This is a genomic window from Cytobacillus kochii (assembly GCF_044790165.1).
In the GTDB taxonomy this organism is placed as follows: domain Bacteria; phylum Bacillota; class Bacilli; order Bacillales; family Cytobacillaceae; genus Cytobacillus; species Cytobacillus kochii.
Genome location: NZ_CP085254.1, coordinates 2,734,657 through 2,756,635, shown reverse-complemented (window position 1 = coordinate 2,756,635; position 21,979 = coordinate 2,734,657). Strand labels below are relative to the sequence as shown.

Here is a 21,979-nt window from a genome sequence, read left to right as displayed (position 1 = left end):
CCCCCTCCTAACTAATGGTCATCGACATGTATTTCAGATAATTGCCGGTCAATCAACTTATAAAGTTGGATTTCTAAAATGGCATCTTGGTAGTCTGCTTTAGCGCCTTTTTTATTTACAAGAGTCGGTAATGTAATAAGTGTTTGGTCACTGTCCTTTGGAATATGTTCGAGAATGAGTTGATTGGTTGTATGATACATTTTTAATTGCTTTAACCATTCTCGTTTTTGGATTTCTATTCGCACAAAAACATATTTATGTGTCTCCAAGACACGAAATCTTAATTTACTTTGTGATTGACTATTTTCTGTTGTATGTTGAGTTTCTTCTTGTTTTTGCTCGTTTGAATATTGAAGGTCATTCGGAAAGACTTTTCCGAGCATCCCTTGTACATACTCATTGACTTCTTTTTGGTTTAATTTTTCGAATTTGGCCTTCATTTCTTTATTAAATGGGAATTGATTCCAAGGGAACATACACTTTTCACCCTTCCAAAAAAAGAGATGATCTTTCCGATGATGATAATCGCCTATTCATTAATTTATGCAACATTTCTATTTTCGTTAAAAAAACATCAATTCAAATCACTTGCAACATTACTTTATAGTGATTAGTATTAAAATTAAATAATAATTTTAAAAATTCTAACTAAAAGGGGTTGTTACGTGAATACAAAGACAGCGTTAATTACTGGTGGGTCAACCGGTATCGGTAGCAGTATTGCTTGGAAAGTAGCAGAGCAAAATGTAAATGTGATTATTAATTATAGACATAGCGAACAAAAAGCAATTGAACTTTGTGAGGCCCTTACTAAGAAATATGGGACAAAAAATATTGCCATTAAAGCAGATATTACGAATGAAGATGAATGTAATTATCTCATACAGCAATCATTAGCGAAAACAGATTCAATTGATATCTTGATACATAACGCAGGCCCATATATTCATGAAAAAAAGAAAATGATTGAATACTCTTTAGATGAATGGTCTTATTTAATAAATGGAAATCTACAAGCTTTATTTATATTAGGCAAAGCCATAATTCCACTCATGAGAAAGGGGAATTGGGGGAGAATCATTACAATAGGTTTTGATCGCGCCGAAACTGCCCCAGGATGGATGTATCGTTCGGCTTTTGCTGCAGCAAAATCAGGTGTAGTCTCATTAACAAAAACGCTTGCCTTAGAAGAAGCGGAAAATGGCATAACAGTTAATATGGTTTGCCCAGGGGATATAATTGGCAAGTGGAAAGAGAGTGATATAGACGATGCCTGTACAGTAAAAGATGATCGAACTCCTGTAGGGCGCCCTGGCACAGGGGAGGATGTGGCGAGGGTGATTGCTTTTCTTATTGAACCTGCATCTAGCTTTATCACGGGTAGTGTCATCCCAATAACTGGAGCAAAAGATGTGTTAGGAAAAAACCTTCATCAATAAGCATGTCTCCGATTCTTATCACATATATTGTTAAAAAGACTGTGGGAGAGATGAGAATGGCTTATCAAGGTTCAAAAGGCTGGTATATTGCAAAACTAAAAGAATTTGGTGTCAATAGACATCCAATAGAGTTGCGGAAATTAGAACTTTACAAGACCTATGAAGTCAGAAAAATTTATCAACAGGTTTTAGCGAATAAAAAACAAGGGTAGCTATTAAGCTCCCTTGTTTTTTTAAGCTTCTTTTAGATGCGTTGTATCTTCTACTGTAAGTCCTTCTCTAAGCATATGAAGAGAATAAAGATCTTTAGGGATTTCAAATAAATCGTAAATTTGGCCAGTTTCATTTATTTTTTTATACAAACTTTTACGTGATTCATTGGCATAAATGGCATAAGGTAGTTTCTGGGCAGCTTTTAATGAACGAATATTTTCTTTTTTTATGCGCATAAAAATGGTTTCAATATTTAAATCATAAAAAAGTTCATTAAAGAAAGCATCTTTGGCTAATTGATTATAACCTTTACCATGATAAGGTTTACCGATCCATGTGCCAAGAAAACCAGCTTGGTTTTCAATGTCATATAAGCTAATTGTGCCTATTGGATTATTCCATTCATCTGTAATGGTGCGAGAGATGAGTTTTTCTTGTTCCTCAGCTTCGAGCGTTTGTTTCGTAATAAATAACAGTTCTTCATAAGATTGAGCTTTATGACGCACAAAAGGGAAGACATCGGGGTGCGTCATCAATTCGAATAAAACTTGACAATCATTTAGGTCACGTTTTTTCAGCATTGGTTATCCCTCCACGTGAGAGTAAACCTACTCCATGCCAAAAAGACAGAAAAGGCCCACCCTCGAAATTTTTTGTAATGTAACTAAAAAATTTCGGGGTGGGAATCGAACCCACTAGAACCAGTAAACTGGTGGCGCACCATTTGCCTTCCCAATATCCAAAAACAAAAGATATTATCGACTAAAAATATTATTTTATGAAAGTATAATACTAAAAAAATAGCAAAAAGGGAATAGATTTTTTACCTTATTTTTAAGATTATTTTTCGCCAAATTTCTCCATTTTTTGCATGCCTGATTCTAAAGGTAAAATGGCAAAAAGCAATCAATAGGTGAGAAGGTGAAAAAAGTACGATTCATTGAGGTGAAGTGAGGTAGGGTCATAAAAAAAGTTTAATGATTGGAGATAAATGGTGAAGAAACCTTATCATTATTTAGACAGAGTTAGGAGACGGAAATTCTAATTTAAAGATAAATCTGTCTCCTTATCATGTTATTTATCCACCGCATTTGTATATGCCCAATTGCCTGAGACCATTGTCCATTTTGGTTTTGCTAGAAAATGAAAAGGATGGTGGCTCCAGAGTACAAGATCAGCTTCTTTCCCTTCTTCAATGCTTCCTACGATATGATCAATTTTTAAGTTTTTAGCGGCAGCGATCGTTATTCCCTCCAATGCTTTTTGTTCGGATAATCCTTCTCGAACAGCAATACTTGCGCAAATGTTTAAGTATTGAATAGGTGTATAAGGGTGATCGGTGGTAATTGAAACGGAGACACCTGCTTGATCGAGGATTTTATAAGTGTCCCACGTCTTGTTTTTTAACTCTACTTTTGATCGTCTTGTTAAGGTTGGTCCAACGCTCACTTGGAGATTCTTACCTAAATAAGGAGTAATTAAATGACCCTCTGTACAATGTTCAATTCGTATATCTAAATGAAACTCTTTAGCAAATCGTAGTGCAGTTAAAATATCGTCTGCTCTATGGGCATGGATTCGTACAGGTATTTCTTGTGTAAGTGCTTTAATAATAGGGGATGTGCGCAGGTTTACTTCATTTGGATTAACATGAACATTATAAAACGCTTCTCTTAACATCCCCATAATGCCCATTCTAGTAATTGAATGATCATTGCTATGACTATGAACTTTTTTAGGGTTTTCTCCAAGAGCAATTTTTAATCCAGCAGTTTCTTTAACAAGCATTTCTTCAACACTATTGCCGTACGTTTTCAAGATGGATGTGGTGCCACCAATAATATTCGCACTGCCTGGCATTACATGAACAGTAGTTATCCCAGCTTTAAGTGCATCACGAAAGGCAGGGTCAAAAGGGTGGATGCCATCGATTGCCCGAATATGAGGTGTTAATGGCTGTGTTGTCTCGTTCGCATCATTACCAGCCCAACCAGTCCCCTCGTCATATAATCCAATATGTGTATGCACATCAATAAAACCAGGTAACAGAAAACCATGAGAACAATCAACGACTTGTGCATGCAAATCTTGAATATCTTTTCCGATCTTTTTCACTATACGATTTTTTATTAATACATCTCCGTGGAAAGGCTTTGAAGTAATGGGATAGACAATGGCATTTTTAAAAAGTATCGTCGACATCAGCATCCAGTCCTTTTTCTAATAAAATTCATCCTTAGCAAATACACTGTTAAAGTGACAAAAAAGTGAGTAGAAATCAAGAACCTACTCATGAGAATAAATTTAAAAAATGCCTGCCATTTGCATAAATAGGATTGTTAATCCTAAAATCCAAACATAAACGGCAAATATCTTTAGTGATTTTCTTTTTAGAAAATTAATCATCCAAACAACGGCAATATAACCGAAAATGGCTGATGCAAGTGTGGCAATTAACATACTGCCAAAGCTAATAGCTTCAATATGACCCGCATATATTTCTCCAAATTGCAGTACAATGCCTCCTGCTATGGTCGGTATAGATAGTAAAAATGAAAAGTATGCAGCTGTTTCTCGATCAAGTTTACGGATGAGCCCTGCAGCGATTGTTAAACCTGATCTTGAAATAGCAGGGAATATCGCAATTGCTTGAAAACTACCAATAAATAATGCATCACTATAGCTAATATCTTTCATCTTTTTCGCACCATTTTTAATACTATCTGAGAACCAAAGAATGATTCCGGTAATAATAAATTCCCAACCAATGGTGACGCCGGTTTTTGAGATTGACTCAAATAGATCATTAAATAATAAACCAACAAAAACAGCAGGAATCGTACCAATGACAAGCAGCATAGATAACTTTCCGAATGGATTTTTTATGATTTCTAGTAACTCATTTTTATAAACAACAAGGACAGCTAATAGTGTACCAATATGGAGCATAGTATCTAAAAATAATCCTGCTTCATCAAGACCAAATAAATGTCTTCCAAGATACAAATGCCCAGTGCTTGAAATAGGAAGAAATTCTGTTATACCTTGAATGATTCCGAGAATAAATGCTTCAATTTTTGACATCATATAAATCACCTATTTGTTTATTTTTTTCCTAGTAGTAAAATAAGGGGAACTCACGATCAACTTGTTTTCTCTCTCGTTTTTTATAAATGTATTCAAGTTGTCCAATTGAAGAACCGAAATTTGAAAATAAAAACTTTGAAACTTTTTATAATAATCTTCGTAAAATAGGTATATAGTACAAGAAGGAATAAGAGAAAGGGGAAAACAACAATGAAAGATTCACAAACAGACAGAATACTTGCTGCTGGCATTTATATTATTAGTTTCTTTACTGTATTTATAGGACCACTTGTTATTTGGCTCATAAAGAAAGATAGCTCAAAGCTTGTAGACTATCATGGTAGACAGTATTTTAACTTCCTCATTACTTACTTTGTTTATGGAATCATTAGTACGATCTTGATGTTAGTGCTTATTGGTTATTTATTAGGAGCCATATTTGGCATTGCGTTTATCGTATTTACCATTATTGCAGCCGTTAAGGCGTTTGAAGGGGAAGAGTATCGCATCCCGTTTATCATCCGTATCCTCTAATAATTAAGTAAGTATAAAAGACCAAAAAGAAAACGCGAATAATAATTCGTGTTTTCTTTTTGGTCTTTTTATTAAAAGCCGGATTATTGGCTTATAGAATAATATATTTACCAACTAGGAACAAAGTAAATGATTGTTTCATTTATAGAGGAATGGTTATTTGGGGATTCTTTGATTTAAGTAGGTTTGGGTGTCAATGATAGGGTAGCTGATGTATAGAGATAATAAAGACGTTTAATTTTGAAATAATAAACAACGATTTATTGTAGTAAGGATTTTTTTAAGTTGTTTGATACTTATTAAACTAAAGCACCCTATAGTTTAAATATATTCGTTCACAATTTTTTACTAATTAGTTTCTTTTATTACAAGCAATCTGTGATTCTTAAAACAAAATTATGCTCCTTTAATAAAGGACAGCAGCTATCATTTTTAATTATATTTTTAATTATTATCTTTATACCATTTTATTGTCTTCTCAATTCCATCTGTAAAAGAATGAGAATGTGAACCAAAAATTTTCTCATACTTCGTTGAGTCAACAATAAAATCATATTGATGTTGATAAATTAGTTCTTTCATGTCCTTCATAAATGGATTAAATATAGCCCCTACATTTACTATTAAGTTATTAGCAATCCGATACTTTGGTTTAACACTTAATTTATTTGCAATCATATTTACAATTTCTTGGTTTGATTTTGCTTCTACATGAGGTAAGTGCCAAACTTCTCCTTCAGCTTGAGGCTCATTACAGAGCTTTACTAGTCCTTTTGCAAAGTCTTCTATAAAAATATGAGAATGCCTTACTTTAAGGTCTCCAATTAACTCAACCTTCTTCCCTTCTATTAAATGTTTAAAGACTCTTTCGCCTAGAATTGAATTTCTAACCCTTGGTCCATAAAAATCAGAACCTCTCCCAATTGTTGCTATTACTTTTCCAGCTTCATGTGCTTTCATAAGCATGGTGGATACTTCAGCCCTTACTCTTGTTTTTTCACCTATCGGATTATAGGTTAATTTCTCATGGAAAGGCTGTTTTTGAGGCCCATATGCATAGAGGTTATCTGCATATACTATTTTCGCTTCCACTCTAGAGGCACTTTCGATTATATTGTCCATAATTATAGGTAATTTTTCTTTCCATTCCTTATATGGCAATCCTATACAATGATAAATCGAACTTGCATTTTGACATACTTTCACCACATCCTGTTTATTTAGGGCATCACATTTTTCAACTGCTACATTGGATATAGGGGCTTTACCTGACCGATTTACTAAAATAAAATTCCTTCTACTTTTTTTCAATTCATTCATAACTGCTAATCCAAGAGGTCCTGTTCCAAAAATCACATCATATTTGCTTTCCATTTAATATACCCCCATTCTTATTTTGAAATAAAGCTAGTACATAAATAAAGTTATTTTTTTAGTCCTATTAAAATACTTTCCATATAATTTCCTATAAGTACCTCATTTGGTATCCAGGAAAAGTTTTGATATGAAATTAATAAAGAAGTAATTCCATGCAATTGTCCCCAAATAATTTGGCTAACCAACATTTCATTAGAGTTTATAAAATAATGGTGTTTATTGCCCTCGCCTGCTAATGACATCAAAATAGAAAATGCCTTAGCTTTCTCATTTTCACATCCCATTAAGGAATCGTCACTATCAATGTTCATCATAAACATCAGTTTATAATAATCTTTATTTGCTAGTCCAAACTCAATATAAGCACGAAATACTTCTTTCAATTTTCTATCAAAATTTTCTTTTTCATTGTCTTTGCGTGCCGTGTCAAGAGAATGATAAAAAAGTTTATACCCATGTTTTAATAATACAAACAACAATTCATTTTTATTTTTAAAGTAGTTATATATAGTCGTTGGTGAATATTCAATTTTTTCTGCGATTTTTCTCATGGAAACATGTTCATACCCATAAAGAGAAAAGAGTTCCGTAGCTGTATTTACGATTTTTTCTTTAATAATTTCCTTATCTCTGTTTTTACGCTCTGAAATACTCAATATTCAAACACCTCAAGCTAAAAAAAATAACACTGTTATTTAGATTAACAGTGTTAATTTAAAAAATATACTAATTTGCACATGTTGTCAATTATAATACAGAAAATTCTTTGTTTTTTTAATTATTTGTATTTTATTTTTAACCTTTTGCTCTCTTGTATCAATCAGCGGACTTTACACTTAAATAATCTTGCACCGTTAGTCCCTTAGTTTATGATTTTGCATATTTTTTTATTTGACACAATATAACAAAATATATCTTTGAGGAGTTAGCGAACTAAGTTCAAAAATAAAAGAGTGACCGAATTAATATTATTTACTGTTATTAGTGCAATAGTTTCCATTTTAAACACACTATGGCTAAAATCTTCCTTTTAAAAAGGAAATAGAAAAAATCGCAAATTATCAATACCTTATTGCACTAACCTGCCCCGTTAGTTCAAGAAGAACTGACAAGATCACGATGAATGCTCTTCATCTTTAAATAACTTTATTGTTTATTAAACAACTTTATTATTCGTGGACAGCTGACCGTGTTTAATAAAAGTATTGGGGTAGCTTCTTAGCAAACTTTTTTATATGCATTCACTAGGACAGAGTACGCCATGCTATTTTCGTTTTTATCACATTTTTATCATTCATCGCATACCTCTCTTTCGTAGAATAGACAACTCAAGCTTGTTATAATAGAACAAGGACTTTAATAAGAAAGGATTCGTTGTGAGAATGAATGTACATCAAACAGCCCTTGTATTAGAAGGTGGAGGAATGAGAGCGGCATACTCTGCTGGTGTAATGGAATTATTTTTAGATAAAGGTATTACTTTTCCATATGTAATTGGTGTTTCTGCAGGAGCCGCGAATGCTGCTTCATATTTATCGAAACAAAAGGGCCGTAACAAGAAGGTAAGTGTGGAGTATGTATCTGATCCTAGATACTTCTCCTTGCGAAATTATCGAAAATCTAAACAGTTATTTGGTATGGACTTTATTTTTGATGAAATTCCAAATAAGCTGGTTCCCTATGATTATGAAGCGTTCTCTCACGGGAAAAGTGAGTTTATTATTGGTACAACCGATTGTCTGAGTGGAGAAGCTGTTTATTATGGGAAGAAAGACTATGGGGAAAACTTGTTGCTTCTTTTAAAAGCGTCAAGTTCATTACCTTTTATTGCACCTGAAATTTCTTTTAATAATCGAATGTTACTTGATGGTGGTATTGCTGATTCCATACCAATAAGAAAAGCACAAGCAGATGGATATGATAAAGCTGTTGTTGTTTTAACACGACCCAAAGGTTACCGAAAAAAACCATCAAGAATGAGTTTTTTATTGCGAAGAAAATATCCACAATATCCAGGGCTTCAAAGAGCAATGATGAATCGTTACAAAATGTATAATGAAACCGTTGAATATTTAGAGGAGCAAGAAAAAAAAGGACAAGTGATGATTATTAGACCTGAGAAGGTAGATGTGGGAAGAATGGAAAGAGATTTAAAAAAATTATCTGCCTTTTATGAGCAAGGCTATAAAGATGCAGAAGATAGTTTAACAAGATTTATATTTTAATTGAAAGTTTGGTGAAAAAAGATCATTCTCTTCTCTCATAGAAGAGGAGAAATGTCTTTTTTCTTTTGGTTTTTAGCGGTAAAAATGAATATTACTCATGATTTCCTTCGTTCTATAATAGATTGGTAGTAATACATTTATTGAGAGAATCGGGGTAGGAAGTTCATGAATATTCAGCAATATTATCAGCAATCAGCACAAGCCTCTCTTAATGGTAGTTTAGTTGCGTGTATACCACTATGGATATTAGTCATATATCATAGTTTCTTTCAGGAGATTAGCGGGCTTCTTTGGTGGTGTTTACCCTTTGTTTTATATAGTGGGATGTCTTATCAAAGCTATGTGTTAGCAAATAATCAAGCAAAGATAAGTTCATATGCATCAACAAATAGCAAGCAAAAAAATATATTTTCACAAAGGGAATTTCTTATAGGTTTTTTACCAGCACCGAATTTAAGATTATTATTATTTAATAGAGATGGTAGAACGGCTGCTGAAATTCGTGATTTAGCTTTTCATAAGTGGCGCTGGTTTTTGCCTACATTTGTCGACCGCTGGATTTATAGAAATCGCTATGCTTTAGTTGTTGATCAAAGGGTGCTTGCAATAATTACAGTGCGGAAACACAATATCCAAATTGATTATAACAGTAATACGATTCTTCTCCACAATGACAATAATAAACGCTTTATTTGTCAAAAAGATAGCCGAGCTTATACGCTAAGGTATGAACGGACTTTTATGAATCTATTGGTTCAATCTGAGAATGGAAGGGAGCTTGGGAAATTACAAAAAGGATGGATTCCGAGAGAATGGATGGAATCGTTCAAGGTAAACAACACACCCTTTTTAATGATGAATCAACCTTTGCACGCTGATGAACAATTAATTTTTTATAGTTTATTAATCATGTATGTAAAAAACATTCAACATTGAAGTAAAAGATTCGCTAAAGCTGTCTCAACTATAGTATGATTAAGACAGTTTTGAAAAGTGTTCTAAGTTGAGGTGTTCTATGAGAAAGTTTTTAATCATTGCGGCTTCATTACTTATTATTTTATTAATCGTAGATCGGACCATTCTAAAGGACAAAGGTTTATTGTCACAAGTACAAATTGACCAATATGAGGAAATAGAAAACCCTGAAAATGTAGCTGTTGGCCTGGAAATTGGTCAGAAGGCACCTGAAATCCAGTTGGAAACACTGGATGGTGAGTCATTTCAACTAAGTGACTATGAAGGAAAGAAAATATTACTTAATTTTTGGGCAAGCTGGTGCGGACCTTGTGAAGAAGAAATGCCTTATATGGAAAAAGTTTATAAAGAATATAAAGATGACGGATTTGAAGTCATAGCTGTAAATATGACCAAAACGGAAAGAAACGAAACAAATGCCGCTGATTTCGTGAAAGCGAATGAACTCTCCTTCATCATACCAATGGACCCTGAAGGCGTTGTCTTAGATAACTATGAGGTGATTGCCTACCCAACTAGTTACTTCATTGATTCGGATGGGATTATTCGAAATAAAGTATTAGGTGCGCTAAATGAAGACTTCTTGGAAAAGGAAATTTTACGTTTACCATAGAGGATGTTTTCTAAAACGAATGTGTGGGTATAAATGTATAATAATATTAGATTAAGCAATAAGGATGTGGCAAATTGAGTACATCAACAATACTAAAATGGATAACAGGTGCATGTGAAGCATTTCTTGGCATTCCTTTTCTAGGAGGAATTTTTATCCTCGCAAATGGATGGGTGCCACTCATTGTTATGTTTTTCCTTCATGTAATCACACTTGTACTATCCGTAAGAGCTGGAGAAAACAAGTACGGTAGTATCACAGGTATCATTACTTCTATTATTGGTTGGATTCCGGTAGTCGGAATGATTATGCATATCATTACAGCGTTGTTATTATTTGTAGATGCTGGTCTTAGTTCAAAACAAAATAAAACAAAAGTATATTAAATGAAACGAGCCGATGAAATAAGTCACGGCTCGTTTTTAGATTAGGCTTTATTATATGGCAGTCCAACCGCCGTCAATCACTAACTCTGTACCTGTAACAAATCTTGCCTCATCTGATGCTAAGAAAAGGACACCGTAAGCAACATCTTCAGGGTTGCCGAAATAAGGCAACTGCGTATAAGTTTGATAGAACGGTAAGGCAGATTCCATTGAAGGAGCTGTCATTGGTGTCGAAATAATCCCAGGATGTACAGAATTGACTCGAATATTTTCTTTTCCATATTCTATTGCTGCAGATTTGGATAAGACTCGTAATGCCCCCTTAGCGGCTGTATATGGACTTGTTCCTGCCATGCCAACTATACCGCCGATGGAAGAAATATTGACAATGGAACCGCTGCCATTTTTCTTTAATTCGGGAATGACATATTTCATGCCGATCACACAACCATTTAAGTCGATATCCAAAATTTTATTCCATTCATCCATTGACATATCCTCTAGAGTTTTGGGAGAAGCGACACCAGCATTGTTAATCAGGATATCTAGTTTACCAAATTGTTCAATGGTTTCATTTATAACTGCTTGCCATTGCTCTTCAGACGTCACATTATGGGCAAGGGCAATCGCCTCACCACCTGCTTCTTTTATCTCTGCAACCACTTTATTTAAAGTTTCCATTTGTAAATCAGTCGCTACTACTTTAGCGCCTTCTTTCGCGAATAACTTTGCTTCTGCTGCACCCATCCCGTTAGCTGCTCCGGTAATAATGGCTACTTTTCCTTCTAACCTTTTCATGATATACCCCCATTTGGTAAAAACTTAGACAATATCGTACGATTTTTAATACAACTAGTTGCTTTATCAACAATCCGTTGATAATCTGATTATAACAACTGATGAAAAAATGAAGCAATGAACAAAAAAGTTGAGATCGTTGTATACTCAACAGTTCATACAAATTTGTTTAAAAATAAGAATAATTAATACAAGGAGCAGAAAAATGTCGAAAAAAGAAAAAGTCGATCCCCGTGTAGTAAGAACAAAGCGAATGTTAACTGACGCCCTTATTTCTTTAATAGAAGAACAAGGTTTTGAAAAAGTAACGGTGCAGGCAATTACAAAAAAAGCGATGCTGAACCGCGCTACTTTTTATCTCCATTTTACAGATAAATACGATTTGCTTGAGCAAAGTACAGATGACATGATTGATGAGTTAAAAGAAGCAATGAAGACTTCTTTTGTAGCAAGTAAAGGGACGTATGATACTGAATCATCAAATGAAAGCTTTATTCAATTATTTGCGCAAATTGGCACATATGATTACATATATAGAGTGTTGCTGTCTGAAAGTACAATGCCTCATTTTCGTGATAAACTAACAGCTGTGTTGAGCGAATTTATTGCAGATGGAATGACCGTTATGCAACCAGATGATGACTTATTGACCATACCAAGAGAAATGGCTATACGCTTCTACGCTTCTGCGTTTTTAGGTGTGATTATATGGTGGTTGAAAAATGATTGTCCGTATACCGCTAAATATATGGCTGCGCAACTCATGAAAGTTACCATTCAAGGACCGTATAAACAAGTGGTGATAGAACAGAAATCCTCTCTATAAAAAGGAGGGATAAAATAAAGTTGACAAAATTTTAATAGATGGTAAACTAAATTTGTGTAAACGGTTACAGATGAGTGTGTAACGCGTTACATATCAAATAAAATAGCAATTAATAGATTTTGTTTTTTTCTGAAATATGTAACCCGTTACATGCCTTTCCTAGTCATGAGAGAATAACGCTTCAGATAGTAAGTGAGTGTCTAATATGTAACGGGTTACATACTACCTTTTAATATAAGTTTAATAATAACAGTATTAACAAATGTAAGGTGATGATTCATATAGCCACAATTAAAGAAGTAGCAAAGTATGCAAATGTTTCTGTTGCGACTGTATCGAGAGTGATAAATAAAAAAGGATATGTCCAAAAGGAAACGCAAAAAAAAGTGGAAGAAGCGATCAAAGCACTTAACTACCGACCTAATAATGTAGCGCGTAGCCTATTTAAAAAGCAGTCAAAAATGATTGGGTACATTGTCCCTGATATTACAAACCCATTCTTCCCACAACTTGTCCGCGCTGTGGAAGATGTGACAGTAGCACAAGGGTATACTACTTTTCTATGTAATAGTGATGACAATTTAGAAAAGGAACTGATGTATTTAAATAAAATGGCGGAAAACTATATTGATGGCGTAATCATTGTATCCAATCATATGAATGAAAGCCATCTCGCCAATTTACAGATCCCGGTAGTTGCACTTGACCGTGTGTTCCATGAAAGTATTCCCTCAGTGACGATAGATAATTATCAGGAAGCGAGAAGGGCAGTTATGCATTTAGTTGAAAATGGCTGCGAGAAAATCGCCCATATTAGTGGACCAGAAAACATTATCAATTCCCAACTGAGGAAAAAAGCTTACCAAGATGTCATGATGGCACTAGAAAGACCTGTGTATATAAGTGAAGGTCATTATCAAATGAAAACAGCCCAAGAAGCTACATTTCGTCTCCTGCACGAACAGAAGGACATTGATGCTATTTTCACTGGTAATGATGTGATGGCAGTTGGTGCCCTAAAGGCATGCACAAAGCTCGGGATTAATGTACCGAAAGAACTTCAAATTATTGGTTTTGATGGAATTGAGTGGACGGAAACTGTTTCACCAGAAATTACAACCATCGCTCAACCAATATATGAGATGGGGAAAAAAGCAGCAACCATGCTTTTGAACCGTATCAACGGCAAGGAAGAAGGTCAGGATCATATTGTATTCCCGACCGAACTAAAAATAAGAGAAACAACAACGCATTAAAACAGAAGAAGGAGAGTGATTAGATGATTACAGTAATCGGAAGCATCAATATGGATCTAGTCACGGTAACAAGTATAGACCCGTCAATGGGAGAAACCGTGATGGGAGAATCATTTTTTACTGTGCCAGGTGGTAAAGGAGCAAACCAAGCAGTGGCTGCAGCTAAGCTTGGAGCGAATGTGAAAATGATTGGTAAAGTCGGCGATGACCCTTTTGGTCAAGAGTATATGAATTATTTTAATGACATGCATATCAATACGGAAAGTATCCAAATAGAAAAATCTGTACGTACTGGAACAGCAAGCATAACAGTGTATAACCATGATAATAAAATTATTGTTGTACCTGGTGCCAATCATTTAATGACAAGTGATGTTATAGAAGCATATCGCGATGATATTCTAGCGAGTGAATGGGTGCTTCTGCAATTAGAAATTCCATTGTCTGCCGTAGAAAAAGTACTAGAGATTGCGGCAGAGGGCAATGTGGGTGTCATTTTAAATCCAGCTCCCTTCCATCATATTCCTTCTCATTGGTTTGAGTTAGTAACCTACCTCACACCGAATGAATATGAAGCGAAACAGTTATTCCAAGCATATGCAAATGATACTGAGGCAACGGAACTACTGAAAAAAAAGCTTGTCATTACAAAAGGAAATGAAGGCGCCGCTTTCTTTAAGAACGGGGAACTTATGACCATTCCTGCTGTTAAGGTAAAGGCGGTTGATACGACTGGAGCAGGAGATACTTTTAATGGCGCTTTAGCGGTTGCCCTTGATGATGGCTTAACAATAGAACAGGCAATTACGTTCGCGATAAAGGCTGCAGGTTTATCTGTAACGAAAATGGGTGCACAAGTAGGGATGCCGACAAAAGCCGAAATTGAAAAAATGGAAGTGAATCATCATGAAGAAACAAGGAATGCTGAATAGTGATATAGCAAAAGTCATCAGTGATATGGGACATACAGATACAATTGTTATTGCTGATTGTGGACTACCTATCCCAGATGGTGTAAAAAAAATTGACCTAGCTCTAAAGCTAGGGACACCTTCCTTTTTAGACGTCTTAAATGAGCTTGAAAAAGAACTAATGATAGAGAGTGTCACATTAGCAACTGAAATTAAAACAGATAATGAACCGTTATTTTTAGCAATTAAAGACAAGTTCTCTGATTGTAGCTATGTCTCGCATGAAACATTTAAGAAAAAAACGGAAAAAGCAAAGGCGATTATACGAACTGGAGAAGCTTCCCCTTACGCTAACATCATTTTAACGTCAGGAGTGATATTTTAATGAAGCAATCATCAATAATAGAAATGAAGAATATTCATAAATCCTTCTATTCGGTGGAAGTACTCAAAGGCGTTGATTTTGACTTGAGAGCTGGCGAGATCCATGCGCTTATGGGTGAGAATGGGGCAGGGAAATCGACCTTAATTAAAATCCTTACAGGCATCCATGAAAGCAATCAAGGTGAGATTTATTATAAAGGAAATAAGGCCGTATTTTCTTCACCGAAAGATGCAGAAAAAAATGGCATTGCTGTCATTCATCAAGAGTTAAATATTATTCCTTATTTAACAGTTGCTGAAAATATGTTCTTAGGTAAAGAATTAAGTACTTTCGGTTTATTAAAGACGAGAGAGATGAATGTAAAAGCAGAAAAGTATTTAAAGCGCTTAGGCATTGAAATGGATGTAAAACAGCCTGCTGGAGAACTTTCCGTTGGACAACAACAAATGATTGAAATTGCAAGAGCAATCGCTGCCAATTCTGAAGTTCTTATCATGGATGAACCAACAGCCGCTTTAACAGATAGAGAGATTGATACATTATTTACCGTTATCGATCAATTGCGAAAAGAGAATGTGGCAATCATTTATATCTCTCATCGCATGGAAGAGATTTTTAAAATGTGTGACCGTATTACGGTTTTACGAGATGGTCAATCAATAGGAACGAAATATACCACAGACACCTCATTCGATGAAATCGTGAAAATGATGGTTGGTAGAGAAATTGGTGAGCGTTACCCAACTCGGACGGCCACAATTGGTGATGTTTTTTTCAAAGTCGAGAACTTAAGTATGAAAGATCATTTTTCTAATATATCATTTGATGTTAGAAAAGGTGAGATACTTGGCGTCGCCGGTTTAATGGGAGCTGGTAGAACGGAGATTATGGAAGCGATTTTTGGGTCAAAAAAGAAATCGTCTGGGAAGATATTTTTGAATGGTCAAGAACTACACATTCGTGCACCAAAGCAAGCCATTGCTGCCGGTATCGGTTTCATTACAGAAGACCGTAAAGATGAAGGTCTTATACTTGGATTAAGTGTAAGGGAGAATTTAGCCGTTCCTAATTTAAAAGCGCTTTCGCAAAGTGCCATTATGTCTACTAAAAAGGAAAAAGCTTTCTCCAAAGAAATGATAGACAAGTTAAAAATTAAAACAGCTGGTCCAGAACAAGAAGTTAAGAATTTAAGTGGTGGGAACCAACAAAAAGTGGTCTTTGGAAAATGGCTCGGAATCGATCCAACACTGTTAATTTTGGACGAACCTACACGTGGTGTGGATGTAGGAGCAAAAAAAGAGATATATACGATCATGAATGAAGAAACAATGAAGGGCCATTCCATTATTATGGTCTCATCTGAGTTACCAGAGATACTAGGCATGTCTGATCGTATTATGGTGATTCATGAAGGGAAAGTAGCCGCCATTCTGGAAAAAACAGATGCGACTCAAGAAAAAATTATGGAAGCAGCAACAGGAGGGAACAAAGCATGAACAAAATTAGTAAAGGCATCGGCTCCATACAAAAGCTAGGACCGGTTTTAGGCTTACTGCTCATCATTATTATTTTATCGGTTATGAGTCCAAGCTTTACAACAGCTGACAATATACTGAACGTATTAAGACAAGTTTCAATCAATGCTTTAATTGCGTTTGGAATGACATTTGTTATCTTGACAGGGGGAATCGACTTATCTGTCGGTTCGATTTTAGCGTTATCTTCCGCACTTACTGCAGGTATGTTAGCTAGTGGTATGGATCCGGTAATTGCGGTTCTTCTCGGTTTATTAGCAGGTGCTTTAATGGGACTTGTCAACGGCGTAATTATTGCAAAAGGTAAAGTCGCTCCTTTTATTGCAACATTAGCGACAATGACAATTTTCAGAGGGTTGACACTTGTTTATACAGAAGGTCGACCAATAACTGGTCTATCTGATGCTTTTAGCTTTCAAATGATTGGTAAAGGTTATTTTCTCGGCGTACCATTTCCTGTTGTTACGATGCTGTTAGCTTATTTATTTTTATACTTCTTGCTCAAGAAAACAACTTTTGGTCGCGGTGTTTATGCGATTGGTGGGAATGAAGAAGCCGCTAAGCTCTCTGGTTTAAAAGTGGATCGCTTGAAAATGGGTGTTTATGCAATTTCAGGATTATTTGCTGCTGTTGCCGGAATTACGTTAACTTCTCGTCTTGACTCTGCACAGCCAACAGCTGGTACAAGCTACGAATTAGATGCCATTGCGGCAGTTGTACTTGGTGGGACAAGTCTTTCAGGCGGACGTGGATGGATCTTTGGTACATTAATTGGTGCTTTGATTATTGGTGTACTTAATAATGGTTTGAATTTATTAAATGTATCATCTTTCTACCAACAAGTGGTGAAGGGCGGCGTCATTCTATTAGCTGTACTAATTGATAGAAAGAAAGCTGCTTAACATATATGATTTGCAAACCTATGAAGGAGGAATACTCAAATGAAAAAAATATGGAAGCTTCTTACTTTGGTTTTAGTAGTCGCTTTATTAGGTGCATGTTCATTAAATAATGGGGCTGATGATAATGAAGCAACTGATAATGATGAAAAAGCATCAGGAGAAAAAACAATTGGTCTATCGATTTCTACATTAAATAATCCTTTCTTTGTTACATTACGTGATAGTGCAGAGGCGAAGGCAAAAGAGCTTGGTTATGCGATTAAAACAGTAGATGCACAAGACGACCCAGCAACACAAGTAAGTGATATTGAGGATTTAATTCAACAAGGTGTTGACTTATTAATTATTAATCCAGCTGATTCAGCAGCGGTTGCTTCTGCCATTACATCAGCTAATAATGCAGATATCCCTGTTATTACTGTTGATAGAAGTGCTGAAGGTGGGGAAGTTGTCGCTCACGTAGCTTCTGATAATGCAGAAGGCGGTAAAATGGCAGGAGAATTCATCATCGAAAAACTTGGTGATGAAGGAAAAGTGGTAGAACTTGAAGGAATCCCTGGTTCATCGGCAGCACGTGAAAGAGGTGCAGGTTTTAACGAAGCAATTGAAGCTTCTGACAATGTGGAAGTGGCTACAAAACAATCGGCGAATTTTGATCGTGCTGAAGGTTTAACAGTAATGGAGAACATCATCCAAAGAAATAATGATTTCCAAGCAGTATTTGCTCATAATGATGAAATGGCACTTGGTGCTTATCAAGCACTAACGGCTGCTGGTCTAAAAGATGTCATTGTTGTCGGGTTCGACGCAACAGATGATGCCATCGCTGCAGTTGAAGGTGGCGATATGGCAGCAACAGTCGCTCAAAAACCAGACAGAATGGGCGAGCAAGCTGTAGAAACAGCCAAAAAAGTACTCGATGGTGAAACGGTGGAAGAATTTATTCCTGTTGAGTTAGAGTTAATTAAATAAGGAAAATGATTGAATGAAGCACGTGTCGATTCTGCTTAAAGGTAGAATGAGCACGTGCTTTTTTATTTTCTAAGTGAACGCAGGTTATGGAAAGAAGTGTGAGAAAAATATATAAGCGGTTAGTAAGAAATGAGTGTATAATTATGGTAATCATTATATTTTGTGAAGAAGCGAGTGGTAGAATGATCCCTGCAAATACTTTCGGTGTTGATATGACGAACGCCGCAACGCCTTATTTTCAAGTAGTGAAAGACAATCGAATTCGGTTCGGTTTAGAGACATTCAGGCAACATCCAGGTTTAGCGAAAAGCTTATTTCATCATCTATTTCCTATAGAGGAAAAGTTAGATATGACGTTTATTTCTGGTTATCAAGATATTGATAGCACAAGGGTAAGGAGAGAAAAGTTAAACTTACGGCGGTTTTTTAAAATAAATAATTGGTCTAATGAAGTAGTTTGGCAAGAAGAGATGAGCAGTTATTTTGTCTTTTCAACAGTAAAGAACGTGAAATCATCTGCGTTTTTTCGCTATACCCTTAAAATGATTGATGGTCACACGTCACTCTATATTTGTTTTGTGCATCGCGATTGTTTATTTTATATTAGTTCTGATGTACTGGATATTGTTGCAAATGCGCATACGATAAGGAGATTAAAAGATCTATTCCCTGAAATGTATGATACTTTCTACGAAGATGAGTAATCTTCTGTAAGACGGATTAGCAAATAGTGTTACCGTCATTAAGAAATTACCGAAAAAACGGTTATATGTAATTAGATGTCCAACAATTAAAGGATAGGAGAAAAATGATGAACATAAACAGGAAAGATTTACTTAATGCTGCTTGGATTATTGGAATTTGCTTTATACTGGGATCGTGTACTATTGCTGGTGCGATTGAGAGTCTACTAGATAATAGTTTAGGGAATGATGGTCATTATGAACAACAAAGATTCAATGACAATTTTGAAAGGTATATTGAGATACTTGAAAACAAAGGAGAATAAAAGGTCAAAAAGAAGATGTTTGACTGAAATATCGCCGGTAGATTGTGTGCTTTCCACAGGTAAAAGAAAAAAGTAAAAGGGGTGATAAGATGTCTAGCGATCTAAATAGAATAAATACTTTGTTTGCCGAAAAAGCAGAATACTGGGATTTAGATGATTTACAGATTGATTATATAAATGAAACCATAACATTAAAATTACTTAGTTGTCATAAACAACAGATTAAGAGAACTTACATCTTCATAAAGGAAGTGATGTCGTTCTTTGTTTATCAAGAGGCTAATGTAGGAACAATACGCTTAAATGACCGTAATTTTACTGATGCGAATTTATTAACCGAAATTAGTTATCACAAGAATGGATTTGGTCATATAAAAATTGAAAGCTTAGAATCAGATTTGAAAGAAATCGAGAAATTACATGCTAAAACTAATTTTTATTTTCAAGTAAATAATAAGGACTCTTTTTTTATTGAAGCCAATAGTGTGCAAATCAATGATGAACGGTTTGTAAACCTTCTTGCAGATAGTAGAACACTGAAATATTGTGAATGAAGCAAACTTTATGGAGTGTGATGAATTTACAATAGAAAGAATTGGAGCTATTTTCAGATAAAAATACTGTCAGCAATATTAATAGCGCTATTAGCTTTATGCATAATGTTAATATTGTTAAAACGGTAAGATGAAAAAGCGTTTCTTTCGTTCTAGTTTTATTTCCTCATCAAATTCCTTATTTTCGTATGTCCATTTAATTTGTAAAGAGTAATTCGCATCCAACGGGGCGCCTTCGATACTGACAAATTCAATAACATCTCCCTGAGGAAAATCACTTAGCTTATCGAATAAAGTGACCGCTTCCTTTCAGGTTTAATCCCTCCTAACCAAATGGCCTCTCCTTTCCACATCCCTTTTAGGGTTAGGAAAATGATAAGGTCTATATTCCGCTATCTAAGTTCCATTCAAAGCTCTTTCCTTTTTTTACAACTGGTTGCTTATAAGAATAAATCACCCAAGACACTAAGAATTAAAGGAAAGATGAAAATAATAATTAATTTTCTATTTAGATGGACCTCCTTTTATAGTTGGATTTTGTGATTGTTTGTTATCTGTATGTCTTGATGAATAGTTATTTACAAAAGGGTACCTTCTATTATGTGTAATTTAATGGAATAATGTATTTAACTGTATATTATATTAAGTATAGTTGAATAGACATCTATAAGGTGTAAAGAAAAAAATTAAGGTAGGGTTTTGAAATATAATATTAGATATTTAACTAATATCCTTTTTCTGGCTCGTATGTTAGGGAGATGGTTTATTTTAGTTTTCTTTATGTATAATCTCCTATTTAACATTCTTTCTATTGATTAATTACTTATTTACATTTATCCTATATTTAGATACTTTAATAAGAGCAGGAGAATCTTTATTTATTTAAAAGTAATAGATACTGTTTGTTCTTTATAGTATCAACAATTTAATAGAATATCCTTCGGGGCAGGGTGAAATTCCCAACCGGCGGTGATGAGGGTGACCTCTTAGTCCGTGACCCGGGCTCAGGAATGAGAACGGTGGATTTGGTGCAATTCCAAAGCCGACAGTATAGTCTGGATGGGAGAAGGATGCGTGTGTGTAAAAACGTTCAAAAACAGGTGATTTTGACGTTTATTTGGCCATGATTACTTTTCCCGTATACGTATTCGTATACGGGTTTATTTATTCATGAGTATTTTAAAAAGGGTGGTGATGATATGGGATAACGATAAGTGTGAGTCCAACTCTTTTTGTAATTTTCAACAAACTCTCCCGATACCGCGTATTTGCCCCGAGCGGAAAATTCCAACTTTTACTTAAACGAATAAATCTTATGCAGAGAGGTTGATCATTCTGTTTACAGGTATTATCGAAGAAATTGGTACTGTACAAAGAACGATTCATCGTGGATCTACTATCCAATTAGTGTTAAATGCTACAAAGATTATGGATGATATCCATATCGGTGATAGCATCGCTGTAAACGGTGTTTGTTTAACAGTGACCGAATTCCAACAAAGAAGTTTTACAGCAGATGTGATGCCAGAAACTTTTCATGCAACATCGCTTTCCTTTTTAAAAGTAGGAAGCAATGTGAATTTAGAAAGGGCGATGTTAGCAGGTGGAAGATTTGGCGGCCATTATGTAAGTGGTCATGTGGATGAATCGAGAAAAATTCTTAAAAAACAAAGACAAGAAAATGCGATTTATCTTTCAATTTCACTATCCGAGCAGTATCAGCATTTAATTCTACCTAAAGGATCTGTTGCTATTGATGGCACTTCATTAACAGTGATGGAGGTAGGGGATGGTTATTTTACGATTGCGTTAATTCCTCATACAGCTGAAGAAACGGTGATTAGTGAAAAAAAGCCAAATGATATTGTCAATATTGAATATGATTTATTTGCTAAATATGTATTTGCCTTTTCAGACACATCGAAACGTGAAAGAAATTTTGAACAGTTATTAGAAAATAATGGATTCTTAAGTTAGGAGGG

General features: G+C 35.0%; 25 protein-coding genes and 1 riboswitch. Of the genes, 18 read left to right on the top strand and 7 right to left on the bottom strand.

Features of this window, described 5'->3' with window-relative positions; translation table 11 throughout:
* Window positions 1-11 precede the first annotated feature (11 nt).
* Window positions 12-476: an Hsp20/alpha crystallin family protein gene (locus tag LG276_RS14100; protein WP_224937581.1), complete on the bottom strand. Its 465-nt coding sequence runs from the start codon at window positions 474-476 to the stop codon at window positions 12-14.
* Window positions 477-665: 189 nt separating this feature from the next.
* Between LG276_RS14100 and LG276_RS14095 the strand changes: the two genes are divergently transcribed.
* Window positions 666-1,439 (top strand): SDR family oxidoreductase, encoded by a 774-nt coding sequence (locus LG276_RS14095; protein ID WP_224937582.1) that lies wholly within the window; start codon window positions 666-668, stop codon window positions 1,437-1,439.
* 56 nt (window positions 1,440-1,495) lie between these two features.
* Window positions 1,496-1,651, top strand: coding sequence for a DUF2639 domain-containing protein (locus LG276_RS14090; RefSeq protein WP_095372920.1), 156 nt, complete (start codon window positions 1,496-1,498; stop codon window positions 1,649-1,651).
* A gap of 21 nt (window positions 1,652-1,672) precedes the next feature.
* On the opposite strand, the gene LG276_RS14085 is transcribed toward LG276_RS14090, so the two are convergent.
* From LG276_RS14085 to LG276_RS14075, 3 genes are all read right to left on the bottom strand, one after another.
* A complete protein-coding gene (locus LG276_RS14085; RefSeq protein WP_404292176.1) occupies window positions 1,673-2,233 on the bottom strand; it encodes a GNAT family N-acetyltransferase in 561 nt (186 codons plus the stop codon).
* Between the two features lie 493 nt (window positions 2,234-2,726).
* A complete protein-coding gene (locus LG276_RS14080) occupies window positions 2,727-3,854 on the bottom strand; it encodes an amidohydrolase (RefSeq protein WP_251161825.1) in 1,128 nt (375 codons plus the stop codon).
* A gap of 102 nt (window positions 3,855-3,956) precedes the next feature.
* On the bottom strand, window positions 3,957-4,736 hold the full coding sequence (locus tag LG276_RS14075) for an undecaprenyl-diphosphate phosphatase (RefSeq protein WP_095372923.1): 780 nt from the start codon (window positions 4,734-4,736) through the stop codon (window positions 3,957-3,959).
* 213 nt (window positions 4,737-4,949) lie between these two features.
* Between LG276_RS14075 and LG276_RS14070 the strand changes: the two genes are divergently transcribed.
* Complete coding sequence (locus LG276_RS14070) at window positions 4,950-5,273, top strand: DUF4870 domain-containing protein (protein ID WP_095372924.1); 324 nt, start codon at window positions 4,950-4,952, stop codon at window positions 5,271-5,273.
* 444 nt (window positions 5,274-5,717) lie between these two features.
* Here LG276_RS14070 and LG276_RS14065 read toward each other — a convergent pair whose 3' ends face one another.
* Together LG276_RS14065 and LG276_RS14060 are read right to left on the bottom strand one after the other, a co-directional pair.
* Window positions 5,718-6,593 carry an NAD-dependent epimerase/dehydratase family protein gene (locus tag LG276_RS14065; protein ID WP_251166473.1) on the bottom strand — a complete coding sequence of 292 codons (876 nt, stop codon included), beginning with the start codon at window positions 6,591-6,593 and terminating at the stop codon, window positions 5,718-5,720.
* Window positions 6,594-6,697: 104 nt separating this feature from the next.
* Window positions 6,698-7,306 carry a TetR/AcrR family transcriptional regulator gene (locus tag LG276_RS14060; protein ID WP_251161823.1) on the bottom strand — a complete coding sequence of 203 codons (609 nt, stop codon included), beginning with the start codon at window positions 7,304-7,306 and terminating at the stop codon, window positions 6,698-6,700.
* 726 nt (window positions 7,307-8,032) lie between these two features.
* Here LG276_RS14060 and LG276_RS14055 point away from each other — a divergent pair.
* The 4 genes from LG276_RS14055 to LG276_RS14040 all read left to right on the top strand — a co-directional run bounded on the left by LG276_RS14055 (window position 8,033) and on the right by LG276_RS14040 (window position 10,849).
* Window positions 8,033-8,875, top strand: a complete 843-nt coding sequence (locus LG276_RS14055; protein ID WP_224937588.1) for a patatin family protein — start codon at window positions 8,033-8,035, stop codon at window positions 8,873-8,875.
* A 165-nt stretch (window positions 8,876-9,040) separates the two neighbouring features.
* Window positions 9,041-9,811 (top strand): hypothetical protein, encoded by a 771-nt coding sequence (locus tag LG276_RS14050; protein WP_224937589.1) that lies wholly within the window; start codon window positions 9,041-9,043, stop codon window positions 9,809-9,811.
* A 79-nt stretch (window positions 9,812-9,890) separates the two neighbouring features.
* Window positions 9,891-10,463: a TlpA disulfide reductase family protein gene (locus LG276_RS14045; protein ID WP_224937590.1), complete on the top strand. Its 573-nt coding sequence runs from the start codon at window positions 9,891-9,893 to the stop codon at window positions 10,461-10,463.
* Between the two features lie 74 nt (window positions 10,464-10,537).
* Window positions 10,538-10,849 (top strand): hypothetical protein, encoded by a 312-nt coding sequence (locus LG276_RS14040; protein WP_095372929.1) that lies wholly within the window; start codon window positions 10,538-10,540, stop codon window positions 10,847-10,849.
* Window positions 10,850-10,900: 51 nt separating this feature from the next.
* Here the strand turns inward: LG276_RS14040 and LG276_RS14035 are convergent, their stop codons facing one another.
* A complete protein-coding gene (locus tag LG276_RS14035) occupies window positions 10,901-11,647 on the bottom strand; it encodes an SDR family NAD(P)-dependent oxidoreductase (protein ID WP_251161822.1) in 747 nt (248 codons plus the stop codon).
* Window positions 11,648-11,852: 205 nt separating this feature from the next.
* On the opposite strand from LG276_RS14035, the gene LG276_RS14030 reads away from it, so the two are divergent.
* From LG276_RS14030 to ribE, 11 genes are all read left to right on the top strand, one after another.
* Window positions 11,853-12,473: a TetR/AcrR family transcriptional regulator gene (locus LG276_RS14030; RefSeq protein WP_251161821.1), complete on the top strand. Its 621-nt coding sequence runs from the start codon at window positions 11,853-11,855 to the stop codon at window positions 12,471-12,473.
* Window positions 12,474-12,754: 281 nt separating this feature from the next.
* Complete coding sequence (locus tag LG276_RS14025) at window positions 12,755-13,729, top strand: LacI family DNA-binding transcriptional regulator (protein ID WP_251162021.1); 975 nt, start codon at window positions 12,755-12,757, stop codon at window positions 13,727-13,729.
* 23 nt (window positions 13,730-13,752) lie between these two features.
* Window positions 13,753-14,661: a ribokinase gene (gene rbsK, locus LG276_RS14020; protein WP_251161820.1), complete on the top strand. Its 909-nt coding sequence runs from the start codon at window positions 13,753-13,755 to the stop codon at window positions 14,659-14,661.
* A complete protein-coding gene (gene rbsD, locus LG276_RS14015) occupies window positions 14,636-15,025 on the top strand; it encodes a D-ribose pyranase (protein ID WP_224937594.1) in 390 nt (129 codons plus the stop codon). Before rbsK ends, rbsD begins: the two co-directional genes overlap by 26 nt.
* Complete coding sequence (locus tag LG276_RS14010; RefSeq protein ID WP_251161819.1) at window positions 15,025-16,521, top strand: sugar ABC transporter ATP-binding protein; 1,497 nt, start codon at window positions 15,025-15,027, stop codon at window positions 16,519-16,521. Before rbsD ends, LG276_RS14010 begins: the two co-directional genes overlap by 1 nt.
* Window positions 16,518-17,462: an ABC transporter permease subunit gene (gene rbsC, locus LG276_RS14005; protein ID WP_095372933.1), complete on the top strand. Its 945-nt coding sequence runs from the start codon at window positions 16,518-16,520 to the stop codon at window positions 17,460-17,462. The genes LG276_RS14010 and rbsC overlap by 4 nt, the downstream gene beginning before the upstream one ends.
* Before the next feature lie 39 nt (window positions 17,463-17,501).
* Complete coding sequence (rbsB, locus tag LG276_RS14000) at window positions 17,502-18,434, top strand: ribose ABC transporter substrate-binding protein RbsB (protein WP_251161818.1); 933 nt, start codon at window positions 17,502-17,504, stop codon at window positions 18,432-18,434.
* A 143-nt stretch (window positions 18,435-18,577) separates the two neighbouring features.
* On the top strand, window positions 18,578-19,138 hold the full coding sequence (locus LG276_RS13995) for a hypothetical protein (protein ID WP_224937597.1): 561 nt from the start codon (window positions 18,578-18,580) through the stop codon (window positions 19,136-19,138).
* A gap of 107 nt (window positions 19,139-19,245) precedes the next feature.
* Window positions 19,246-19,443 carry a hypothetical protein gene (locus LG276_RS13990; protein ID WP_095372936.1) on the top strand — a complete coding sequence of 66 codons (198 nt, stop codon included), beginning with the start codon at window positions 19,246-19,248 and terminating at the stop codon, window positions 19,441-19,443.
* An 89-nt stretch (window positions 19,444-19,532) separates the two neighbouring features.
* A complete protein-coding gene (locus LG276_RS13985) occupies window positions 19,533-19,997 on the top strand; it encodes a hypothetical protein (protein ID WP_224937598.1) in 465 nt (154 codons plus the stop codon).
* A 932-nt stretch (window positions 19,998-20,929) separates the two neighbouring features.
* Window positions 20,930-21,072, top strand: a riboswitch (FMN riboswitch).
* 260 nt (window positions 21,073-21,332) lie between these two features.
* Window positions 21,333-21,974: a riboflavin synthase gene (gene ribE, locus LG276_RS13980; protein WP_373370917.1), complete on the top strand. Its 642-nt coding sequence runs from the start codon at window positions 21,333-21,335 to the stop codon at window positions 21,972-21,974.
* Window positions 21,975-21,979 lie beyond the last annotated feature (5 nt).